We start from the raw sequence: 23,719 nt of genomic DNA, 5'->3' as shown, positions 1-23,719 counted from the left end.
TCTGGGCGTTGTGTCTGTCCGATGCACGATTGATGAAGGTTTGTTACAGATCGTGCGAACTACTTGGAGAAACAAAGCCGCACCCCACCGAATGCGATGGGGTGCGGCTTTGTAAGAGCCTCTAGCGCTGCGGAGCCGCTGTCGGGTGGATCGGTGACGGAAGGGCGGTGACACCCTCGAGGTAGGTGTCCACAGCGGCTGCTGCGGAACGTCCCTCGGCGATGGCCCAGACGATCAGGGACTGCCCGCGGCCCATGTCGCCGGCCACAAACACGCCGTCGACGTTGGTGTTCCACTTCGACGTGCGGGCGACGTTGCCGCGCTCGTTCAAGTCGACACCGAGATCGGTGAGCAGACCCGGCTTCTCGGGACCGACGAAGCCCATTGCCAGGAGCACGAGATCGGCTTCGAGCTCGAAGTCCGAGCCCTCGACCTTCTCGAAACGACCCGACTTCATCTCGACCTCGTGAGCCTTGAGTCCGGTGACCTTGCCGTTTTCACCGACGAAGTTCTCGGTGTTGACGGAGAACAGACGCTCGCCGCCTTCCTCGTGAGCCGAAGCCACGCGGAACATGAGCGGGTACGTCGGCCACGGAGTCTGCTCGGCGCGAGTCTCCGGGGGACGCGGCATGATCTCGAACTGGTGCACGCTGGCTGCGCCCTGACGGTGCGAGGTGCCGAGGCAGTCCGCGCCGGTGTCGCCGCCGCCGATGATGACGACCTTCTTGCCCTCAGCGGTGATGGTGGGAGCGTCGAGGTCACCCAACTGCACGCGGTTGGCGATCGGCAGGAACTCCATCGCCTGGTGGATGCCGTCCAGTTCGCGGCCCGGGATCGGCAGATCGCGAGCTGCGGTGGCGCCGCCGGCCAGAACCACTGCGTCGAACTGCTCGCGCAGCTCGTCCGCGGTGATGTCCACGCCGACATTGACGTTGGTCTTGAAGACGGTGCCTTCGGCTTCCATCTGCTCGAGACGGCGGTCGATGTGCCGCTTCTCCATCTTGAACTCGGGGATGCCGTAGCGCAGCAGGCCGCCGATGCGGTCTGCCCGCTCGAAGACCGTAACTGCGTGACCGGCGCGGGTCAGCTGCTGCGCTGCAGCCAGACCGGCCGGACCACTGCCGACAACTGCGACCCTCTTGTTGGTGGCATGCGCGGCGCGAACCGGCTTGACCCACCCTTCGTCGAAGGCCTTGTCGATGATCTCGACCTCGACCTGCTTGATGGTGACCGGATCCTGGTTGATGCCCAGGACACAGGACGCCTCACAGGGTGCAGGGCACAGACGACCGGTGAACTCCGGGAAGTTGTTGGTCGCGTGCAGACGCTCGATGGCGTCGTGCCAGTGGTCCTTGAAGACCAGGTCGTTCCACTCGGGAATCAAGTTTCCGAGAGGGCAACCGTTATGGCAGAAAGGAATTCCGCAGTCCATGCAACGGCTGGCCTGAGTCTGGAGGGTTTCCTTCGGAAACTCCTCGTAGACCTCTTTCCAGTCGAGCAGGCGCAACGGCACCGGCCGGCGAACCGGAAGTTCGCGCGACGTGTGCTTCAGGAAGCCGCTTGGATCACCCACGAGCTGCCTCCATAACTGCCTCGTCCACGTTCTTGCCATCCTTCTCTGCGGCCGCGATGGCCAAAAGAACCTTCTTGTAGTCGCGGGGCATCACCTTTGCGAAGTGACCCACCTGCTGCGACCAGTCGCCGAGGATGCGCGTGGCAACCTCGGAGCCGGTTTCGTCGCGATGACGTTCGATGACGCTCTTCAACCAGGTGAAGTCGTCGCCCGAAAGATCCTCGAGATCCACCAGTTCGGTGTTGAGGTTCTTCTCGAATGCCTTGTCGGGGTTGTAGATGTACGCGACGCCACCGGACATGCCGGCGCCGAAGTTACGTCCGGTGGCTCCGAGGATGACCACCTTTCCACCCGTCATGTACTCGCAACCATGATCGCCCACACCCTCGACGACGGCAGTGGCGCCGGAGTTACGGACTGCGAAGCGTTCGCCGACGACACCGCGAAGCAGAGCCTCGCCGCTGGTGGCGCCGAACAGAATGACGTTGCCACCGATGATGTTGTCCTCGGCGACAAAGCCTTCCGCTGCATCGAGCGGCGGCCGTACGACGATGCGTCCACCCGAGAGGCCCTTGCCGACGAAGTCGTTGGCGTCGCCGTGCAGGCGCAGGGTCATACCGCTGGGCACGAAAGCACCGAAGCTGTTACCGGCGGAACCGGTGAACGTGATGTCGATGGTGCCCTCGGGCAAGCCCTCTCCACCGAACGCCTTGGTGACCTCGTGGCCGAGCATGGTGCCGACCGTGCGGTTGACGTTGGTGATCGCGGACTCGAAGGAGACCGCCTCACCCTTGTCGAGTGCGTTGCGGGCCGAAACGATCAACTGCTGATCGAGTGCCTTGTCGAGACCGTGATCCTGTGTGCCGGTGCAGTGGACGTCCTGGTCCATGAACGCGGACTCGACCTGGGTCAGGATCGGCGACAGGTCGAGATTGCCTGCCTTGCTTCCCTTCCAGTGATCGAGAGCGCGCGTGGTGTCCAGCATGTCGACCTGGCCGACTGCTTCGAGCAGCGTGCGGAAACCGAGTTCGGCGAGAAGCTCGCGAACCTCTTCGGCGATGAACATGAAGAAGTTCTCGACGAATTCCGGCTTGCCACTGAAACGCTGACGCAGCAACGGGTTCTGCGTCGCGACACCGACGGGGCAGGTGTCGAGGTGGCAGACGCGCATCATGATGCAGCCCGAGACCACCAGCGGTGCGGTGGCGAAACCGAACTCCTCGCCGCCGAGCAGGGCAGCGACGACGACGTCGCGACCCGTCTTGAGCTGGCCGTCGACCTGCACGACGATGCGGTCACGAAGACCGTTGAGCAGCAACGTCTGCTGGGTCTCGGCCAGGCCGAGCTCCCACGGTGCGCCCGCGTGCTTGACGGAGGTCAGCGGGGTGGCACCGGTGCCACCGTCGTGACCGGAGATCAGAACGACGTCGGCATGTGCCTTGGAGACACCGGCCGCGACGGTTCCGACGCCGACCTCGGAGACCAGCTTCACGTGGATGCGGGCCTGCGGGTTGGCGTTCTTCAGGTCGTGGATCAGCTGAGCGAGATCCTCGATCGAGTAGATGTCGTGGTGCGGCGGCGGCGAAATCAGGCCGACGCCAGGCGTGGAGTGCCGAACCTCGGCCACCCACGGGTACACCTTGTGAGCCGGAAGCTGGCCGCCCTCACCGGGCTTGGCTCCCTGCGCCATCTTGATCTGGATGTCGGTGCAGTTGCTCAGGTAGTGCGAGGTGACACCGAAGCGTCCCGACGCGACCTGCTTGATGGCACTGCGTCGCAGATCGCCGTTCTCGTCCGGCGTGAAGCGCGACGGATGTTCGCCGCCCTCACCGGAATTGGAGCGGGCGCCCAGACGGTTCATCGCGATGGCGAGAGTCTCGTGAGCCTCGGCGGAGATGGAGCCGTAGCTCATCGCACCCGTCGAGAAACGCTTGACGATCTCGCTGGCCGGCTCGACCTCGTCGATCGAGATCGACGGCCGCTTGCCGATGTTGAAGTCGAACAGACCACGCAGAGCGGCAAGGCGCTCCGACTGGTCGTTGACCATGGTCGTGTACTCCTTGAACACCTCGTACTGACCTGTGCGAGTTGCGTGCTGGAGCTTGAAGACCGTATCCGGGTTGAACAGGTGGTACTCGCCTTCACGACGCCACTGGTACTCGCCGCCGACCTCGAGCTCGCGGTGAGCGCGCTCTTCGGGGCGATCGAGGTACGCGATGCGGTGACGTGCTTCGACGTCGGCTGCGATCTGGTCGAGGCCGATGCCACCGAGCTGCGACTGCAGACCGGTGAAGTACTCGTCCGTCAGCTCCTGCGAGAGGCCGATGACCTGGAACAGCTGAGCACCGGTGTACGACGCGAGCGTCGAGATGCCCATCTTGGACATCACCTTCAGGACACCCTTGCCGGCTGCCTTGATGTAGTTCGCGATGCCCTTCTCGAGGGTCAGGCCCTCGAGTTCCTTGTTCTGCAGGAACTCGTCGATGGTCTCGAAAGCCATGTACGGGTTGACCGCTGCGGCACCGAAGCCGATGAGGAGCGCCATGTGGTGCACCTCGCGGGCGTCGCCGGCCTCGACGATGAGGCCGACCTTGGTGCGCGACTTCTCACGAACCAGGTGGTGGTGCACGGCTGAGGTGAGGAGCAGCGACGGGATCGGCGCGTAGTCCTCGGTGGACTCACGGTCCGAGAGCACGACGATGCGTGCGCCACCCTCGATTGCCTGCGAGACCTGGTACTTGATGCCCTCGAGCGCACGACGGATACCGTCGCCGCCTTCCTTGACGGGGTACAGGCCGCGGATCACGACGCTGCGGAAGCCCGGGAATTCGCCGTCGTCGTTGACGTGAACGAGCTTCGACAGGTCGTCGTTGTGCAGGATCGGCTGCGGGAGCGCAATCTGCTTGCAGGAGTCCGCATTCGGGTGCAGCAGGTCGCCCTCGGGGCCGATGGTCGCGCCGAGGCTGGTGACAACCTCTTCACGAATCGCGTCGAGAGGTGGGTTGGTGACCTGAGCGAAGAGCTGCGAGAAGTAGTCGAACAGCATCCGCGGACGTGACGAGAGCACGGCGATCGGAGTGTCGGTACCCATCGAGCCCAGTGCCTCGGCACCGGAGAGTGCCATCGGCTTGACCAGCAGGTTGACCTCTTCGCTGGTGAAACCGAAGAGCTGCTGACGCAGCACGACGCGCTCGTGCGACATGTATGTGTACGGGCGGTCCGGCAGGTCGTCCATGTGGATCAAACCTTCGTCGATCCACTGCTGGTACGGGTGCTCGGCAGCGAGTTCGGACTTGAGTTCGTCGTCGCTGATGACCCGGCCCTGCGCGGTGTCCACGAGGAACATGCGGCCGGGCTGGAGGCGGACCTTGCGGACCACGGTGGACGGATCGATCGGCAGAACGCCGACCTCCGACGCCATGACGACGAGGCCGTCTTCGGTGATCCACAGACGCGACGGACGCAGACCGTTGCGGTCCAGCACGGCGCCGATGACGGTGCCGTCGGTGAAGCACACGGACGCCGGTCCGTCCCAGGGCTCCATGAGTGCCGAGTGGTACTCGTAGAACGCCCGACGAGCGGGGTCCATGCTCTCGTGCTTCTCCCAGGCTTCCGGGATCATCATGAGAACTGCGTGCGGCAGGCTGCGGCCGGCGAGGTGCAGCATCTCGAGCACCTCGTCGAAACGAGCGGTGTCACTGGCGCCCTGGGTGCAGATCGGGAAGATCTTGTCCAGGTTCTCGCGGCCACCGAAGACGTCACTGTCGATCAGGGACTCGCGAGCGCGCATCCAGTTCTCGTTGCCGGTGACGGTGTTGATCTCACCGTTGTGAGCGACCCGGCGGAACGGGTGCGCCAGCGGCCACGACGGGAACGTGTTGGTGGAGAAGCGCGAGTGGACGAGTCCGAGTGCGCTCTCGACACGATCGTCCTGCAGATCGAGGTAGAAACCCTTGAGCTGCGGGGTGGTGAGCATGCCCTTGTAGACGAACGTCTGGCCGGACAGGCTGGGGAAGTACACGGTCTCGCTACCCGGGCCACCCTTGCCGGCGCCTTCGGAGCCGAGTTCGTGCTCGGTGCGCTTACGCACCACGTACGCACGACGCTCGAGATCCATGCCGGTGTACTTGTCACCCTCGGAGCCGATGAAGATCTGACGGAACGTCGGCATCGCGTCGCGCGCCAATGCGCCAAGCGAGGAGTCGTCGGTTCCGACCTCGCGCCAGCCGAGAACCTTCAGGCCCTCTTCGACGACGATCTTCTCGACTGCAGCAGCAGCCTCGTGTGCATCGGCATCGCCCTGCGGGAGGAATGCGATACCGGTTGCGTACGCGCCTTCGGCGGGCAGCGCGAAGTCCACGACAGCTCGGAAGAACTTGTCGGGAACCTGCAGCAGAATGCCCGCACCGTCACCCGTGTTGGGTTCTGATCCGGCAGCGCCGCGATGCTCGAGGTTGACCAGAGCGGTGATCGCCTTTTCGACGATGTCCCTGCTGCGGCGACCATGCATGTCGACAACAAATGCGACTCCACAGGAGTCGTGCTCATTGGACGGGTGATAGAGGCCCTGGGGGCCTGGAAGTTGCTTCATACCCAGCCTTCGTATGCCATAAAGATGCACCGACGACCAGCAGCGCTGATGGCCATCAACTTGCAATGCAAGTCCTTCAAAGCACCGACACGACGATGTGTTCGGTACCACCGAAGTAGCCGCCCTGCGCAGACGCGATGGTGTGCGTTCTGGCACCCGGCGACGTGAGTCTTCGGTCGGTTGAAACTTTTGTGAGTCAACCGTGTAACGAAAACGATAATTCAGAACCCCGGCACGGGCGCAACTAAGGTAGCCCTATAATTGCTCTGAACTGCGGCGATGCAGGGAGCCAGAAGGCCCCTCGACAGATTTCGGAGCTGCGTCTGTGCAGAGAAGTTCCGATTCACAGGATACCGAATCCGCAGGAAACAGGCGCGATGGGCGATGAATGCAACAACTGGCCGCAGCGATAAGAATCAGCTGCGGCCAGTGCGCCTCGAACTGTAACAAAAGTTGATCGATCAACCAAGGCCTAGGCCTGAATTGTTTGCTCGCAGAATGCCATCGCTGTAATTTCCGTAGGCTCACACCTGAGAAGACGGGTGGCGAAGAGCAAATGACAACAGCAGTAGTGGTGGGCAGTGGTCCCAACGGTCTCGCGGCGGCGATCGAACTCGCCCGCGCCGGAATCGACGTCCACGTCATCGAGGGTGCGGACAAGATCGGCGGTGGCACCCGCAGTAGCGAATACATAGTCGACGGACTCGTCCACGACGATTGCTCCGCCTTCCATCCCACCGCTTTGGCTTCTCCTTACTTCAAGGAACTCGACCGCGAATTCGGGCTCGCCAAGCATGGCCTGACGTGGCTGTGGCCCGAGATCCAACTGGTCCATCCACTCGACGACGGCACCGCCGGGGTTCTCTGGCGCGACATCAACCGGACCGCTGAGGGATTGGGTGCCGACGGTAAGCGCTGGCTCGACGTCTTCGGATACCTATCCGAGAACTTCGACGAGTTGGTGCAGGACGTCTTCAAGCCGATCGTGCACGTTCCGAAGCACCCGCTGATGCTCGCCCGTTTCGGGACGGGCGCTCTGCTTCCCGCGACGGGTTTCGCGCGGATGTTCAAGACCCCACAAGCGCGGGCGCTGTTCGGTGGCGTCGCGGCGCACATGTTCGGGACGCTGACCCTTCCACTCTCCAGTGCTGTCGGCTCGATGCTCACTGCGGCCGCTCATGCTCACGGTTGGCCTGTGGCGCAGGGTGGTTCAGGATCAATTGCTGCGGCGCTCGCGTCGATCCTGCGCAGCCTCGGTGGCACCATCGAAACCGGAAACTGGGTCACCAACTACTCCCAGATCGCCGACTACGACATCGTCATGCTCGACATCGCTCCCGATGCTGCAGGTCGTCTGCTCGACGGTCGGCAGCCCGACCGCATTGCCCGGGCCTACCGCAAATTCCGCTACGGCACCGCCGCCTACAAGGTCGACTACGCCGTGCGTGGTGATTCCGACGGAAGCGTCGTGCCGTGGACGAATCCGCATGCCCGCAAGGCCGGCACCCTGCACCTGTCCGGGACGATTTCGCAAACTGCTGCTGTCGAACGCCAGACCGTACGGGGTCAGATGCCGGACAAGCCCTTCATTCTGTTGGGCCAGCAGTTCTTGGCCGACCCCTCCCGATCCGTGGGAGACATCCACCCGGTGTGGGCGTATGCGCATGTGCCGCATGGCTATCCGGGTGACGCGACCGATGCGGTCACGAGTCAGATCGAGCGCTTTGCGCCGGGATTCCGGGACCGGATCGTGGGCGTCCACGTGCGCAATGTGCCGCAGATGCAGGCGTACAACCCCAACTATGTGGGCGGCGACATCTCCGCGGGTGCGAACACGGCGCGACAGATCATCGCGCGTCCCCGGTTCGGGCTGGACCCCTATGCCACCGGGGCCCCGGGCGTGTACCTCTGCTCGTCCGCGACCCCGCCGGGCGGCGGGGTCCACGGGATGGGTGGGTTCAATGCTGCGCAGGCAGCACTGAAGTCTCGGCGTTGAGGCGTCCCCGATGGGGACGACATTTCGGACACACGTGGACCTTCGTCACTGTCCAAGGAAGACGGAGAACTTCTGTCGGATACGCCCGAAACACAAATACGGGCCGTAATTCGAGCACGCCTGCGCTCGCATCACGCCCCAGAATGGGGCGTCACGCGGCACTGGTGGCAGCGACGATAAAGAGCACCAGCCAGAAAGCGACAAACAAATAGCCGAGGATCAGTCCTGCGATAGCCATACCGCGGCCATTCTCACCTGTGCGCTTGATCTGGCTCAGCGCGATATGACCGAAAATGATCCCTAGTACACCGGCGAGGAATCCGAAGATGAGTGCAAGAATCGCAAAGGTATTGGTGGTCTGTGATCGAACGGGTGAGCCGTAGACCGGTTGTCCTTCAGCGGTATAACCGACGATCGGTGCCAACAGTGGACCTGTGGGCGTTGCGGTGGGTTGTTTCGACGACCGTACGGCAGCGAGAATTGCGCCAACGATCAACGCGAGAAGACCCACGAAGTTCACGATTCCGAAGACCACTTGGATCGCTGTTACATCGGTCGCGCGATTCACTGCACCGAGCAGCAGGTTGACACAAAAGGCCATCAGCAGCCAATGCCACCACGCAATCCCGTTGGTCCGGTATATGACGAGTGCAATGCCGACGGCCCCGAGGACAGCGGCCACGCCGATGACGAACCATCCTGGCGCTGAGTCTTTGATAAAAAGTACGTGCAGAAATGCACCGAAGAAGTTGGCGAGGAAGATACCCAAGCCGATCCAAAATATCGGCAATCCCAGCAGTGGCCGAGTAGGTGGGACCGTGGTGACTCGCCCAGGAGTCGCCGGTGGCAACGGCATAGATGCTGATGGCGGATAGTATTCGGACATTGGGACATCTTGCTACAAAGCGCAAAACAAGACAATACCGACCTGCCGGTTCACCGCCTCCCTAAACATCCTCACCGCCGTCCCCCGCCCTACCACTCGGCAATTCTAGGAGCCCGCTCGCTGCCTGGGGCGGGTAGCGCGGGCCCGCGTTTTCAGTCCACCGGGTCGGGATGCCAAATGTTGACGCCATCGCCCAGTCGGACGTGCATTCTTCAGCTCCGCGACACTAGTTCCGAGGAAGCGGGCTTCCAGCTCCGGATCCGCCGGGCCGGAAACCCGCCAGGCACCGCCGAGTCCACTCTGTTCCCAACCCGAAGCCCGATACACCGCTCGGACGTTGTCCGCAGCAACGAAGAAGATCGGGACGTCCGGTGTGTTGCGAACAGCCGGGCCGGCGCGCCACCAGCCTCGGCCTTCTTCGCAAACTCGCTCCTTGGAGTTATCTGGGTTCAGAGCCGTATTAACGATGAGAATAACGCAGGGCAGTTCGATCTCTGGTGCCGCAGAGGCGGCATAGCGTCGGATCAGCTCCGGTAGCGGGGGCCCCGCTCCGTCGTGGTGTGACCGCCCGCAATGGTCACCAACACGGCCTCATCCGTCGGCGCTTCTGTCAGGCGGAGCCCATCGATCAAGGTTTGCTCGATGGCATGCGCTCTTGTCAGCTGTCGCCTCGGGCTCGATCCGGTGCCTAAGGATGACGTTTCGACTATCCTGCCAGACTGATAGATATCTCGAATACGTTGGTTCTTTGCCGATTTCACTGTGAAGGATTCACTTTCGATTCCGTCTTTGACGAATTCAGCTGCTCCCATCGCGGACCAGACGTGACCGTAGACGCGATCTCCGACTCCCTTTCCTACGTAAAGACGGAGCGATCTCGTGGGTCGATCAGCGCATAAACGTAGCAACACTCCAACTCGCAACCACCCCATGACCACAGCACCCCCTCGGACCAACCGATGACGATGCATGCACGAATGGGTCGGCGTGCCAGTCGGAGCTTCCCGCATTCTCGGCTGCCTCCTCTTCGCCCTCGTCATCACCTGGTGGGCAGCCTGAAAGAAACTTCTCTGTCGAATAGTTAATCCCAGCAGATTTTTCGACATAGATTACCGACGCGAGTTCTCGACAGCTCGACCTCCGATCAAGCTGGGGATACGCATGGTTCACAGAAGCGTCGAATATCGATCGAATCTCGACTGGCCGTTGCGGATTCCGATTCCCTCGCAATCAACCATCCCCAACGGGGCAGAGCGCAATCGCTGGGACTATGGGCGCGACTGCACTGTTTCCACAGTGAATTTTCATCTGGATTCGACCGTCGGCTAGTTCCAGAAATTGTCTTCGCCGCGGTCCGGCGCTCGGCGAAGATCCGTTGGGACGCTTCCGAGCCCGCTGAGCGGTAGGCGGGCGACCGACGCTTCCGAGCCCGCTGAGCGGTACGCGGGCGACCGACGCTTCCGAGCCCGCTGAGCGGTACGCGGGCGACCGACGCTGCCGGGCCGGATCGCTCGGTCGCTCAAGGCCACGCACTCGCTGCCTCTTAGCGCCGGATTCGGCGGATCTGCTCCTCGACCCCCGCGATTCAGGGAATAGTGTTTCGAATTCTTCTCCGTTCGATAGGATATCTCCGACAGAGAAGCTCTATCAGTTGAGCTGCACGTTTTCGAGATACTTTGAATGACCAGCGACAATAGCGGAGACGTCGTGGTCGTGGATTCGGTGGTAGTCGGTGCGGAAACCAACGAATCCGACCGCCGTTTGTCCGGCTTGGGCGGTCTTATAGGCGTACTTGAGCACACCATCGTTCGATGAGTGGTAGTTGTGCACGGCGCCGGTGACTGCTTTGTTGAGAAGTCGCCAGTCACCACCCGACCCGACTGCAGCGCCTAGCAAATGGACCGTGTCGATCTTCGGTCCGCTCCTCGCCGTCGCAAGGGTCTGGGCTGCTGTGGCTGCAACGCGGGCACCAAGGCTATGCCCGACAAGCACGTAACGTTTTGCATCGGTTCTCGCCAATAGTCCTGCCAGAGCCACGCCCGTCCGGTCTGCCTTGACTTTTGCAGTGTGCCAAGGGTTTTTGGCAACGGCTGCTATCACCAGCGCGGGTGCCAACGGTCCCAGCTTCTTCGCGCCCGCCCTTCCCGCCTTTGCAGCCAGCCCCTTGACTCCGAGCGCGGCTGCAGGTTGTCCACCCAGCGCCTTGGCCATTGCCACTAAGTCTCCGAGATCATTGCTCCCCCAGTGAACTCGATAGATCGGCGAATCCGGGTAGCGTCGTGCGACAAAATCCTTCCAGTCCTTGCGTGTGTCCGCTCCCTCGCTGAACAGTCCATTCGCGACGATCACGGCTGTGCCGGACCCCGCCTTGATCAGTTCGATCGAGAACGACTTGTCAGCACCGATGTAAGCCGTTGTCACGGAACTGCCCAATGCGCCGCCGAGGGCTCCACCGACAGCTGCGACGACTGCTGTCCCGCCAGCCATGCCCAGCCCACCCGCAGCGATCGAGCCACCACCAAGCAAGGCCAACCCGTAACTGCTCGCTGCGGCCCCCGTGTAGCCACCCCCTGCGATGCTCAGGCTACCTATTGCACCGCCAATCGCCGGAGCAGCGAATAATGCGCCGGACGCAAGGGCGCCCGCGGAGAGAACGGAAATCGCTGCTACACGTGAGCCTAGTGCGAGGTTGCGACGTTCGAAATCGAGGAATTCGTGGTAGTCCTCCAGCGCCCCGAAGCTTGCCGATGCCTTTTCGAACCCGGGGATCTCATGCCTGTGCTCGGCGCAGTACCGCGGCACCAGCACAGCTGCGAAACCTCGCGTGGCCATGTTCGTGCACCCGGGACCTGCGCATCCCAGTGTCGGCGATCCGCACGATTCGCATAGGTACGCCGGCATCGTGCCGAATCCTTGCGTCAAGCAGCGGTGGTCGCTTCGGGTGAAACATGCTGAGCACCAGGAATTCTTCGACACGGTACCTAATTTGTCGATCAGTTCGGCGATGCCAGCCGCAGTCTTACGGTGCGCACTCGCCTGCTCACGATGACTTTTCCGCTCGGCACCCTCCGGTAGCGTGCGGTCTAAATGATCGTGCTTGGCGAATGCCCATGCGTTGTGGACTAGGGCAGGGTTGGTGCCCAACGCGTCGTCACCGAGAACGCGAGGCTCCAGATCGCCGAGCGCACCGTTGCAGCGCATCGTCAGCCCTCCCGGGCTGCGAACCTCGCATTCGAACTCTGTGTTGCCGAGTGAACGAAATACGACTTCAGCGGACCTTGCCACTACTTTGCCTTCCTTAAATTTTCTTCGATCAGCTTGAAAGCGGTTTTCATAAAATGTGTTCAACGCGATCCGGCAGCTTTGCTCGCCGAGCACGCTGCCACGGTGGACACCATCGGACTACTACCGCATATAGTTTCCCGAGTCGCCCCACCTGAAAGGCGCATCGAGTCAAGACGGTTCAGACGTTGCCGCACATAGCATGACACTATGTGCGGTCACTCCTTAGCGCCGGATCGGGCGGATTTGCTCCTCGCTCCCGGGTAACGGGCACCGATTAGTCGGACATTACGCGATAGAACATTGCTCGGGAGATGCCGAGCATTTTGGTGATCGTCGCAACGGACTCTCCGGTCTCGCGCATGCGACCGAGCCACCCCCGCCTGTTCGCTCGTGAGCGCCTTCGGTCGGCCGGTCTGCTTACCACGCGCCTTCGCCGCCTCGCGAGCAACAGCTGCGCGTTCATGGATCAACTCTCGCTCGAGTTCTGCGAGCGACGCGAGCACGCCGGCGACCATGCGGCCGGCGGACGTCGAGGTATCGATGCCTTCCCGGAGGGCGCGGACGTAGATGCCACGCTTGCGGGGTGCGTCGAGGGTGTTGATCGTGTCGACAAGGGAGCGGCCCAGTCGATCGAGGGCTGGCACGAGGAGGGTGTCGCCTTCGCGGACGTAGTCGAGAGCAGCAGCGAGACCGGGACGATCCTTGTGAGTGCCGGACATGATGTCGCCGAAGATGCGGTCCACGCCGGCGGCCTTGAATGCGTCGTGTTGTCCGTTGAGGGTCTGGTGTCCGGTGCTGACGCGGGCGTAACCGACGAGGTGTCCGGTGCGGGTCACTGTGCTCATAATCCGGACAGTCTCACAAGTTGGCGAATTGAACAACGGTGAGACGTTGGTTTTAGTACGTACTTGTGAGACGCAGTGAGCTGGTCCAACATCCGATCCCCGCGCACGAGCGAGCGGGTGTCTCAATTCCAAGGTTTTGGAACGCTCCGCTGGAGTGACAATAGAGGCAGCGTCGGACCCGGCACGTACGCTCCGCCTCATGGTTCCTGATCTGATGAAGCTGATCGAGATGATGAGTTTCGAGCACGAATGGCTGTCAGAGAAATTCGTCGCGGAGTCACAGCAATTGGCCGTGAATGAGAAGGGCCGGAAACATCACTACGTGCCGCAGATGTATTTGCGTAGATGGGCGCTGGACGGGAAGGTACAGCCCACACAGGTCGATACACAGCAGGTTCATCGGCCGCAGCCTCCGAAAGAAGTTGCGTACCAGAATAACTTCTACAGTCTCCCTCCTGCCGGCAGTGCGATGGACCTACCGCTCAAGTGGCTCGAGACCCATCTCGGCCGCATCGAGGCTGACTGTGCACTTCGACTGGACGAGCTGGAGGCATGGGGCTCTGGGTTAGTGTCGGATGACGCGTTGAAGCGAGATTTGTCGGTATTCCTCGGACTTCAGGTCACTCGGACTCCCAGCAATCGTCAACGCTCCCTTCTATTGGTCAACGGCCCGGATGCGGCGAAGCGGATGTTTCTGAGAAAGATGAACCCGCGGTTGAGCATTGCCGAGATCGAGCAGTCCATGCGGAATCGGCACGCTGATCCGAAACAGGAAGTCCTGGATCTGATGATTAAGGATGTCCGCAACGTTGTCGCCGATTCTCTCTATCAACGCGAATGGGCGTTATTCCGCACCGCTTCTCCCGTCATCACATGCGATGACCCGGTCATTTTTGTGTCTGGACCACCGCTGACCAGGAAATATTCTGTAGGTGCTTTGATGAGCGCTGTAGTGCTCTATCCGGTTAACCCATATTGCGTCCTGGTGATGCTCAGGCCTGGTCTTCGGCATCGTGGACCCTACCGGCTCGCCAACTCGGAAACGCACAGCGTCAATACTGAATTGGTAGGGGCTGCAGCCAAGACTACGTTCGAACGCCCTGGTGACGGTATAGCAGCGCACATCGCGGTTCCGCCACGGCCTCCTCAGATTGAACTCGACGATGAGACGGTGAAAAGACTGGATACCGAAGCTGCTTTGCAATTGCTATTACGTGCGGCCAGCCCGCGTAGTCGGTGGGCTGATGTCGAATCCGCGCCGGCCTGGCCTGTCCCGCGCTGGTACAGCGGGTAAATGCGCGTCGGGTACGTGAATCGGTTGTCGCACGGCTCCTATGCCCTCCGTCAACAGTTTTAGGGAGATCGATTTGAGCTGCTGCTCGAATGCGTCGACGTCACCGAACGGCCGGGAACCCTCGGGGGCGGGATGCCGGCACCCTGGTACACCGAACAAGCCGCGATCGTTTACCGCAAACAGAAGAACTTCGTCGCCGAAGTCCGCATCCTGCAACGGTGGATCGACGCAGCCCGCCGCAACGGCTGTGCTGTGCAATCACGACTGTGTGTGGTGGCCATCAACTTGTCCGGTCATGACGACGATCAGCTGATCTTCGAGACGCTCAACGATCGAGGCGCACCACTGCTCAAGGCTGACCTGATCAAGAACTGGATCTTCCAGCAGCGCGAGAAGATTCGCGCAGAGACTGATACCTGGCCGGATCAGTTCTGGAACGACTTCGACGATGACTGGTGGCGGGAGGAGACCTCCCAGGGCCGGCATATGCGCTCGCGTATCGACACGTTCCTGCAGTACTGGCTGACCATGCGCACCCGCGACGAGGTCCTCACCGACGACGTGTTCCGCACGTTCACCGAGTACGCGGCAGACCGTATGTCGGCACCCGCTGCGGCCGAAGGGTTCCTCGCCGCGCTCCTGCGCGACGCCGAAAAGTTCAGGTCGATGGCCGATAACCCAGCCGACACCGAGGTGGGGCGGTTCCACCAGCGTGTGGTCCAAGAGTTCGAGATGGCGGCCACGATGCCGCTGTTGATGTGGATCATCTCCGACAACCACAACGTGCCCGATGCGCAAGTGCAGCAGGCGCTGTCGGCGCTCGAGAGTTGGGTGATCCGCCGGACATTGCTGCGGCGCAACATGAAGGACGTCAACAAGACGATGGTGTCGATCCTCGGGATGCTCGACGAGAGCTCCACCGACACTATCGGCAGCATCGTTGCCGGATTCCTCGCCGTCCAGAAGTCCGAAGCCCGACGTTGGCCGACCGACGAGGAGATGGTCGCTGAAGTCCCGAACCTGCGGATGTACGGCAATCCGGCAGGGACGCCTTCGAGTGGTGCTTGAAGGCGTCGAGCACCACCTTCGCACCGAGTACAACGAGGACGTCAGTATCGGACACACGTTGCAGATCGAGCATGTGATGCCACAGAAGTGGCACACCCACTGGGACACCGGCCTCGACGAGGGCGTTGCCGCCGATCGCGATCGTTTGGTCAACACGCTCGGCAACCTGACGCTGGTCACCCAGAAGCTCAACGGTTCGTTGTCGCATCGCCCCTGGACTGATGAAGAGGCGGCGGTATCCGCGCCCACAGGCAAAGAGGCCGGCCGTGGCAAGCGATCACTGCTCAGCAAGTTCAGCGTTCTGCGCGTGAACACGCAGATCATCGACGAGTATGGCAATCGGTGGACCGACCAGGACATTCGATCGCGTTCGATGGAATTGACGAAGCGGATCTGTCAGGTATGGGTCCGCCCGGACAAGGCATGGCCGACAGGCTTATCCGTGCACGTCGATAGTTCTCCGACGGCGTAGCGTCAAGCGGTTGGTACAACGCCTTGCGCCGGGATGAGGGCGGCTGTCAAGCATCGTGGCAGGGGTGATTGAGCTCGTGAAGTATCCGGATCGGGGATCGGCAGACGCCGATCCCCGCGCAGCGGGCTGCCTGACATAAGGGACGGTTATCGGACCCGGAAGTTCAGCAATGCGAGCCCCCGCCCTCGAAAACAGTTGTACGACAATGGGACATCAGGCGAACCCCTGCACTGGTGGGTGGGACCACAGATCCGGCCGTCGGCCGAGGCGGTCCTCATTGACCTCGCCAACTGGTTCCTCAAAATGCCGCTGGTGCCATACCCTTCACAGCCGCCGCACACGGTAGGCAAACCACGATCAAAGCGGTGACTACAAAACACATCATTGTGAAAGCCTGCACCGGCGCTCCGTCGACAACCCCGTCCGATAGCTCTATAAGCGCGGAACACTTCGTGCGAACCACCCCGCCATGGGGTGAATGTCCGTTATCTTCCTCGATAGTGGTTGCAATCTCCTGGCTGCTTGGCGTCCCGTGCAGGGATGCTGTCACCACGAAAGGGTACACATCTGTGAATGGACTCGACACACCTAATCGTTTGTCCCGGACCACCGCGGCCCTCGGTGTCGGCGCGTTCGCTGCCGCAATCACTTTCGGCAGCGCAGTGGGTACTGCATCGGCCGACAGTCCGGTGGCCGACTTCGGCAGTATCTCGTTCTCGGTGACCAACGGTCCCGACAACACCATCTACGACATCAACGCCATCATCAATCTCCCACCCGGCACACTGCCGCCAGGGATGATGAACCCTCAGATCACTGCGCCCGCCGCGGCCCCTCAAACAGTCAACGACTCGTTTGCAGGCACCGCATTGGACTTCGTTCTGAGCTTCATTCAGGCTGCGGCCAGATAGCCGACAACAAAAAACGAGGCCACCAACTCTTGTGAGTTCGTGGCCTCGTCTTGTGGTGGGCGAAGGGGGACTTGAACCCCCACGTCCCGAAGGACACTGGCACCTGAAGCCAGCGCGTCTGCCATTCCGCCACTCGCCCGAGCAACGCCGAAACATTATCACGACAAACTTTGAAAGTTCTATTCGTGCAGCTCAGGGCACGAATCGATGAACACCGAGCACCCGAAAGCCCAGAACCGATACCATGCTGAAACAGCGGCCAGGTACTGCCGAAGCGACATTTGACAGTACCGTGGAACCTGTACAGCAGTTTGGACGACACGCGACAAGGCGGTGCCGGCGCTACTTGCCGAGCATTTTGCCGTCGTAGATGCGAGGCGAGAGGAGGGCCCGATGGGCATCGTGCAGCGTTTCGAACGAAAGCTCCAAGGAGCTGTCGGCGACGCATTCGCGCGGGTCTTCGGTGGTGGTGTTGTGCCGCAGGAAGTAGAGGCGGCGCTCCAGCAGGAGGCACGTGACCGCGTCGAGCACCTCGGCGGCGGAATCCTTCTCGCCCCCAACAACTACGTGATCACCATCAACAACTCCGATCACGAAGAGTTGGCAGCAGATCGCGAACTGACGACAAAGGCTTTCAGCCGACACCTGCAGGATTTCATCCGCGATCAGGGTTGGCAGACGTACGGCGACATCTCGGTCACTTTCGAGCCTTCGCCTACGCTCCACACCGGTCAGTTCCGCACCCGCGGAACCGTCGACCCGGATGGTGACGCCGAGCAGGCATCGCCGCCGTCGCATGTTCCGCAGGTTTCGTCGCGGCCTCCACAACGGCCGCCTCAGCGACCCGCACCGATTGTTCCCCCTGTTTCCAATCCAGTCCCGTCACAACCAGGAGCCGGCCCCATGACGCAGAACTCAGGCTACGAACCAAGCCGCGAACCGGCGGGTCGCCAGCCCGAACCGCAGCAGCCGGCACGGAACGGGTACTCCCACGACGACGGCGGTTACGCCGCTCCGCAGGGCCAGGAAGCGCCGTACCAGAACGGTTACGACCGCGGCGACGGTTACCGCACGGGCGACGACCAGCAGGGCTACAACCAGCAGCAGGGTGGCTACGACCAGCAGGCGTACCCGAACCAGCAGCAGCCGTACGAGCAGGCCGGTTACGACCAGCAGGGCTATGACCAGCAGGGCGGCGGTTACGACCAGCAGGGTTACCAGCAGCAGCCGTACGACCAGCAGGGCTACGGCCAGCAGGCGTACCAGGGTGGGTACGACCAGCAGGGCTACCAGCAGGGCGGCTACGACCAGCAGGGTTACCAGCAGCCGTACAACGGACAGTCCTACGATCAGCCGGGCTACGACCAGCAGAGCTACCAGCAGGGCGGCTACGACCAGCAGGCGTACACACAGCAGCCGTACGAGCAGGCCGGCTACGAGCAGGGCGGCAACTTCGAGCAGACGCAGGCCTACCCGCAGCAGGGCTACGCCCAGCCGCAGGGCGGTTACGCACCGACGGCCCAGAGCCTGACGGCAACCCTGCAGCTCGAGGACGGCAGCGGACGCCACTTCCAGCTTCGCGACGGCAGCAATGTCATCGGCCGCGGCCAGGAAGCTCAGTTCCGCCTCCCGGACACCGGCGTCTCACGTCGCCACATCGACATCCGTTGGGACGGCCGCACCGCGATGCTGTCCGATTTGGGATCCACGAACGGCACCACCGTCAACGGAGCACCGGTCCAGGACTGGCAGCTGGCAGACGGCGACATCATTCGTGCAGGTCACTCGGAGATTCTGGTTCGCATTCTCTGAGCTGAGAAACGGACGCCAGGATTTTTCCGATAACAATCGAACATTCGGCGGTCCGTCGGCGCGCCGCCGTCACGCGGCTGTCAGTATCGTGATCTTCGGGGCCCAGAGCCCCCTATGATGCTGCCAGTCGACAATGCTCGAACCCCGCTGCGGCGGGGCTCGAGCCATAGAAGGAGGTGGACAGCCGTGCAGGGCCTGATTCTGCAACTCACACGGGCGGGCTTCCTGCTCCTACTGTGGCTGTTCGTCTGGGCAGTCCTCCGCACTCTCCGCTCCGACATCTATGCCGGCTCCGGGGTCAGGGTTCCGCCGCGGTACACCCGCGCCGGAAAGGTCCTGCCCTCGCTGGGCAAGGCGAAGGTGCCTCGGTACCTGGTGGTCACGCAGGGCGCCCTCGCCGGCACCCGCATCACCCTGGGCTCTCAGCCGGTGATGATCGGTCGCGCCGATGATTCGACGCTCGTTCTCACCGACGATTACGCGTCGACGCGCCATGCGCGGCTCTCGCAGCGCGGCGCCGATTGGTACGTCGAGGATCTCGGTTCGACCAACGGCACCTATCTGGACCGCGCCAAGGTCACCACTGCGGTGCGCGTCCCGCTGGGCACCCCGGTTCGCGTCGGCAAGACGGTAATCGAGCTACGCCCGTGACCCTTGTTCTCCGCTACGCGGCGCGCAGCGACCGCGGTCTCGTGCGCTCCAACAACGAAGATTCCGTCTACGCCGGTGCACGCCTGCTGGCCTTGGCCGACGGCATGGGCGGACACGCGGCCGGTGAGGTCGCGTCGCAGTTGATGATTGCCGCTCTGGCGCATCTCGACGACGACGAGCCCGGCGAGGATCTGCTCGGCAAGCTCGAGGCAGCCACCCGCGAGGGCAACGATTCCATCGCCGATCACGTCGAGGAAGAACCCGAACTCGACGGCATGGGCACCACGCTCACCGCGATCCTCTTCTCCGGCAGCAAGCTCGGCCTCGTGCACATCGGCGACTCGCGCGCCTACCTGCTGCGCGACGACCACCTGACGCAGATCACCCGCGACGACACGTTCGTTCAGTCGTTGGTCGACGAGGGCCGGATCACCGCCGAACAGGCACACACGCACCCGCAGCGATCCCTGATCATGCGGGCGTTGACCGGCAACGAGATCGAGCCGACGCTCACCGTGCGCGAAGCCCGTGCCGGCGATCGTTACCTGCTCTGCTCCGATGGCCTCTCCGACGTGGTCAGCGACGAGACCATCGAGAACACGATGCGCGAGGGCTCGCAGGAGCAGTGCGCCGACCGTCTCATCGAATTGGCGCTGCGCAGCGGCGGTCCCGACAACGTCACCGTCGTCGTCGCCGATGTCATCGACCTCGACTACGGCCAGTCGCATCCCATCGTCGCGGGCGCCGCGTCGACGGAAGAGGAAGAGGACGCCCCTCCCCCCAACACCGCTGCCGGCCGCGCCGCTGCCATGCGTCCGCCGCGCGCGACGCCCAAGCGAGTTGTCTCCCAACCCGAACCGGAACCGAAGAAAAAGCGGAACCGGTTGTGGTGGGTGGTCCTCGCCGTAGTGCTGATCGCTCTGGTCGGCGTCGGCGCCGTGATCGGCCGCGCCGTCATCCGCAACAACTACTACGTCGGCGAAGACAACGGCCGCGTGACGGTGCTGCGCGGAATCCCCGGTTCGGTGCTCGGCTACTCGCTGCAAGACGCGGATCTGGTGGGCTGCGTCGGCGACGACGACGTCCTGACCCTCGTCTCCCCCGACGCGATTCCCAGCAACTGCAACATCCTCGAGGTCACCGATCTGCAGCCGTCGGCGCAGGAGCAGGTGCGCGCCGGGCTGCCGTCCGGCAAGCGTGAAGATGCGCAGAGCCAGATGATCCGACTCATCGGCGGCGATCTGCTGCCTCGTTGCGAGCCGGTTCCGACGACGACGGCCGCGCCCACTCCCCCGCCTGCACCGGAGACCACTCCGGCTCCTGCGCCGCCCGCTGAGCCGGCCACGCCGACGACGGCAGCACCCACGACTACGCCTACGCCGACCGACATTCCCGGTCAGACTTGCAGGACGGTCAACTGATGTCGTCCAACGCAGCTGCGGGGACGGCTTTTCCGAGTCCGCCCGGAGGTTTTGCCCCGGCGCCGGTCCAGTCGACCCGTCGAAACATGGAGCTTCTGCTCCTGGGCTTTGCCGTCATCATCACGACGGTCTCGCTTCTGCTCGTCGAGGCGAGCCAGGAACAGAAGATCACTCTCGATCTGGCCAAGTACGCGCTCGCGTACACGGGCCTGTTCCTGATCGCGCACTTGGCAATTCGGCGGTATGCGCCGTACGCCGATCCGCTGCTGCTGCCGATCGTCGCCCTGCTCAACGGCCTGGGGTTGGTGCTCATCCACCGACTCGACCTCGCCGACGAACAGACAGCGCTCTACAACGGCATGGAGGCACCGTCACCGGATGCGAACCAGCAGGTCATGTGGACTGCACTGGCGATCACCGGTTTCGTGCTGCTGCTCGTGTTCTTGAAGGACTACCGCCTGATGGCGCGGTTCAGCTACACGCTCGGCCTCGCAGGTCTGGTGTTCCTGGCGATTCCTGCGATCCTGCCGGCGAAGTTCTCGAGCGTGAACGGCGCAAAAATCTGGATTCGCCTGCCCGGATTCAGCATTCAGCCAGGCGAGTTCGCGAAGATCCTGCTCATCATCTTCTTCGCGTCAGTGCTCGTCGCGAAGCGCGACCTGTTCACCTCGGCCGGTAAACACTTCCTGGGCATGGACTTTCCGCGTGCCCGCGACCTCGGCCCGATCCTGCTCGCCTGGATCGTCTCGGTGGGCGTGCTCGTCTTCGAAACCGACCTCGGTACGTCGCTGCTGCTCTTCAGCACCGTGCTGGTGATGCTCTACATCGCGACCGAGCGTGTGGGCTGGCTGGTGATCGGCGGCGGACTGCTCGCCATCGGATTCTTCTTCGCCTACAAGATGTTCGGACACGTGCGCGTTCGCGTCGACACCTGGCTGGACCCGCTCGGCGACTACGCCAACACCGGGTATCAGATCTCGCAATCGCTCTTCGGCCTGGCCACCGGTGGTATCGCCGGAACGGGTCTGGGCAGCGGCCGCCCCAACCAGGTGCCGTTCGCGAAGACGGACTTCATCATCGCGACCATCGGCGAAGAGCTCGGCCTGATCGGCCTGGCCGCTGTGCTGATGCTGTTCCTGCTTCTCATCGTGCGCGGCCTGCGTACGGCGTTGGCAGTGCGCGACAGCTTCGGCAAACTGCTGGCCGCCGGTCTGTCGTTCACCATCGCGATCCAGATCTTTGTCGTCGTCGGCGGCGTCACCAAACTGATCCCGCTGACGGGTCTGACAACACCGTTCATGTCGTACGGCGGCTCGTCGCTGCTCGCGAACTACCTACTGCTGGCCATCCTCGTCCGGATCTCGGACGCGGCACGTGCGCCGGTAGTGACGAAGAAGAAAGGTCCGCCCCCAATCGCTGACGCCAATACCGAGATGATGCCGCGCGTATGAACACTCCACTGCGCCGCGTCGCGATGGCCGTCATGGTGATGGTCGTCGCGCTCCTCGCCAACGCCACGTACGTACAGGTCATCAAAGCTGACGACCTGCGAGCCGACCCGCGCAACTCGCGGGTGCTGCTCGACGAGTACTCACGCCAGCGAGGTCAGATCTCGGCTTCCGGTCAGGTGCTTGCCGCCTCCCGCGCCACAGACGACCGGTACAAGTACCTGCGCGAGTATCCGAATCCGTACCCGTACGCACCGGTCACGGGCTTTTACTCGATGCAGTACGGCAGCGCCGGCCTCGAGCGCACCGAGGACCCGATTCTCAACGGCTCGGACAACCGGCTGTTCAGTCAGCGCTTCTTCGACCTGGTGTCCGGACGCGATCCGCGCGGCGGCAACGTCGTCACGACGCTCAATCCGGCGATGCAGCAGGTGGCGTACGACCAGCTGACCAGCAAGGGTTACACCGGTTCCGTCGTCGCCATCGAGCCGAGCACCGGACGCATCCTGACGATGGTCAGCACTCCGAGCTACGACCCGAACCTGCTTGCCAGCCACGACGGTGCCGAGACCACCAAGGCGTGGGACGAGCTCAATGCCGATCCCAACGATCCGTTGGTCAACCGCGCTATTTCGCAGACCTACCCTCCTGGCTCGACGTTCAAGGTGCTCACCACGGCCGCAGCTCTTGGCAACGGTGCGACGCCGGACGACCAGCTGACCGCGGCTCCGCAGATCACGCTGCCCGGCACCAGCACGACCCTCGAGAACTACAACGGCAGCACCTGCGGCCCCAACCCGACGGCGTCGTTGCGCGACGCGTTTGCGCGCTCGTGCAACACGGCTTTCGTCGAACTGGGCATCAAGGACGGCGCGGACGCCATCAAGGACGAGGCCAGCGCTTTCGGCATCGGGCCCAACACTCCGGCGATCCCGCTGCCGGTTGCGGACAGCACCGTCGGCGACATCTCCGACGACGCGGCTCTCGGCCAGACCAGCATTGGCCAGCGCGACGTCGCGGTGACCCCGCTCGAGAATGCAGTGATCGCCGCGACCGTCGCCAACGGCGGTGTGCGGATGCAGCCCAACCTGATCTCCCAGTTGCAGGCACCGGATCTGACCGATCTCAGTACGCCGTCACCGGTGTCGATGGGTCAGGCGATCTCGCCGGCAGTGGCCGCAACGCTGACTGATCTGATGATCGGCTCGGAGAACTTCACCGGCGGCGACGGCAAGATCCCCGGCGTTCAGATCGCGTCCAAGACCGGTACCGCCGAGCACGGCGTGAACCCGCGGGAAACTCCGCCGCACGCCTGGTACATCGCTTTTGCACCGGCGCAGAATCCGACGGTCGCCGTGGCCGTCATCGTCGAGAACGGTGGTGACCGCGGACTTGCCGCTACCGGTGGCTCGGTTGCTGCGCCGATCGGTCGTGCAGTCATCGCAGCCGGAATCCAAGGGGGCTGA

At 62.8% G+C, this 23,719-nt stretch carries 15 protein-coding genes, 1 tRNA gene and 1 pseudogene; 10 read left to right on the top strand and 7 right to left on the bottom strand.

What is annotated here, in order from left to right:
* Positions 1 to 121 precede the first annotated feature (121 nt).
* A complete protein-coding gene (locus GJB56_RS22615) occupies positions 122 to 1,573 on the bottom strand; it encodes a glutamate synthase subunit beta (protein ID WP_020968013.1) in 1,452 nt (483 codons plus the stop codon).
* A complete protein-coding gene (gltB, locus tag GJB56_RS22610; RefSeq protein WP_020968012.1) occupies positions 1,566 to 6,164 on the bottom strand; it encodes a glutamate synthase large subunit in 4,599 nt (1,532 codons plus the stop codon). Before gltB ends, GJB56_RS22615 begins: the two co-directional genes overlap by 8 nt.
* 556 nt (positions 6,165 to 6,720) lie before the next feature.
* Between gltB and GJB56_RS22605 the strand changes: the two genes are divergently transcribed.
* Positions 6,721 to 8,160: a phytoene desaturase family protein gene (locus tag GJB56_RS22605; RefSeq protein ID WP_113683394.1), complete on the top strand. Its 1,440-nt coding sequence runs from the start codon at positions 6,721 to 6,723 to the stop codon at positions 8,158 to 8,160.
* A gap of 151 nt (positions 8,161 to 8,311) precedes the next feature.
* Here the strand turns inward: GJB56_RS22605 and GJB56_RS31695 are convergent, their stop codons facing one another.
* The 4 genes and pseudogenes from GJB56_RS31695 to GJB56_RS22590 all read right to left on the bottom strand — a co-directional run bounded on the left by GJB56_RS31695 (position 8,312) and on the right by GJB56_RS22590 (position 13,176).
* Positions 8,312 to 9,046 (bottom strand): DUF4190 domain-containing protein, encoded by a 735-nt coding sequence (locus tag GJB56_RS31695; RefSeq protein WP_230091050.1) that lies wholly within the window; start codon positions 9,044 to 9,046, stop codon positions 8,312 to 8,314.
* 524 nt (positions 9,047 to 9,570) lie between these two features.
* Positions 9,571 to 9,978, bottom strand: a complete 408-nt coding sequence (locus tag GJB56_RS32125; RefSeq protein ID WP_397510584.1) for a GIY-YIG nuclease family protein — start codon at positions 9,976 to 9,978, stop codon at positions 9,571 to 9,573.
* A gap of 715 nt (positions 9,979 to 10,693) precedes the next feature.
* Entirely contained in the window at positions 10,694 to 11,878 is a 1,185-nt protein-coding gene (locus GJB56_RS22595) for a DUF726 domain-containing protein (protein WP_230091049.1), read from the bottom strand.
* A 727-nt stretch (positions 11,879 to 12,605) separates the two neighbouring features.
* A pseudogene (locus GJB56_RS22590) lies at positions 12,606 to 13,176 on the bottom strand (recombinase family protein).
* A 199-nt stretch (positions 13,177 to 13,375) separates the two neighbouring features.
* Between GJB56_RS22590 and GJB56_RS22585 the strand changes: the two are divergent.
* The 4 genes from GJB56_RS22585 (at position 13,376) to GJB56_RS22575 (ending at position 16,921) form a co-directional block, all read left to right on the top strand.
* Positions 13,376 to 14,470 carry a DUF4238 domain-containing protein gene (locus tag GJB56_RS22585; protein WP_113683391.1) on the top strand — a complete coding sequence of 365 codons (1,095 nt, stop codon included), beginning with the start codon at positions 13,376 to 13,378 and terminating at the stop codon, positions 14,468 to 14,470.
* 132 nt (positions 14,471 to 14,602) lie between these two features.
* Positions 14,603 to 15,538, top strand: coding sequence for a DUF262 domain-containing protein (locus GJB56_RS31430; RefSeq protein ID WP_162793427.1), 936 nt, complete (start codon positions 14,603 to 14,605; stop codon positions 15,536 to 15,538).
* Positions 15,528 to 16,010: an HNH endonuclease family protein gene (locus GJB56_RS22580; RefSeq protein WP_162793426.1), complete on the top strand. Its 483-nt coding sequence runs from the start codon at positions 15,528 to 15,530 to the stop codon at positions 16,008 to 16,010. The genes GJB56_RS31430 and GJB56_RS22580 overlap by 11 nt, the downstream gene beginning before the upstream one ends.
* Before the next feature lie 569 nt (positions 16,011 to 16,579).
* The gene (locus GJB56_RS22575) at positions 16,580 to 16,921 is read left to right on the top strand and encodes a hypothetical protein (RefSeq protein ID WP_113683389.1); all 342 of its coding nucleotides are present in this window, start codon (positions 16,580 to 16,582) and stop codon (positions 16,919 to 16,921) included.
* A gap of 53 nt (positions 16,922 to 16,974) precedes the next feature.
* Here the strand turns inward: GJB56_RS22575 and GJB56_RS22570 are convergent.
* Positions 16,975 to 17,060 (bottom strand) — tRNA-Leu (locus GJB56_RS22570).
* 254 nt (positions 17,061 to 17,314) lie between these two features.
* On the opposite strand from GJB56_RS22570, the gene GJB56_RS22565 reads away from it, so the two are divergent.
* The 5 genes from GJB56_RS22565 to GJB56_RS22545 all read left to right on the top strand — a co-directional run bounded on the left by GJB56_RS22565 (position 17,315) and on the right by GJB56_RS22545 (position 23,719).
* Positions 17,315 to 18,733, top strand: a complete 1,419-nt coding sequence (locus tag GJB56_RS22565) for a DUF3662 and FHA domain-containing protein (protein WP_020905627.1) — start codon at positions 17,315 to 17,317, stop codon at positions 18,731 to 18,733.
* Positions 18,734 to 18,919: 186 nt separating this feature from the next.
* Positions 18,920 to 19,384: an FHA domain-containing protein FhaB/FipA gene (locus tag GJB56_RS22560; RefSeq protein WP_003943418.1), complete on the top strand. Its 465-nt coding sequence runs from the start codon at positions 18,920 to 18,922 to the stop codon at positions 19,382 to 19,384.
* Positions 19,381 to 20,805 (top strand): PP2C family protein-serine/threonine phosphatase, encoded by a 1,425-nt coding sequence (locus GJB56_RS22555; RefSeq protein ID WP_003943416.1) that lies wholly within the window; start codon positions 19,381 to 19,383, stop codon positions 20,803 to 20,805. Before GJB56_RS22560 ends, GJB56_RS22555 begins: the two co-directional genes overlap by 4 nt.
* Entirely contained in the window at positions 20,805 to 22,256 is a 1,452-nt protein-coding gene (locus GJB56_RS22550; protein ID WP_113683388.1) for an FtsW/RodA/SpoVE family cell cycle protein, read from the top strand. The genes GJB56_RS22555 and GJB56_RS22550 overlap by 1 nt, the downstream gene beginning before the upstream one ends.
* Positions 22,253 to 23,719, top strand: coding sequence for a peptidoglycan D,D-transpeptidase FtsI family protein (locus tag GJB56_RS22545; protein WP_007735774.1), 1,467 nt, complete (start codon positions 22,253 to 22,255; stop codon positions 23,717 to 23,719). The genes GJB56_RS22550 and GJB56_RS22545 overlap by 4 nt, the downstream gene beginning before the upstream one ends.

Origin of the sequence: Rhodococcus sp. AQ5-07 (genome assembly GCF_009707305.1) — a bacterium.
Taxonomy (GTDB): Bacteria; Actinomycetota; Actinomycetes; order Mycobacteriales; family Mycobacteriaceae; genus Rhodococcus_F; species Rhodococcus_F erythropolis.
The sequence above is the reverse complement of the archived record's forward strand: the minus strand, read 5'-3'. Positions and strand labels throughout refer to the sequence as shown.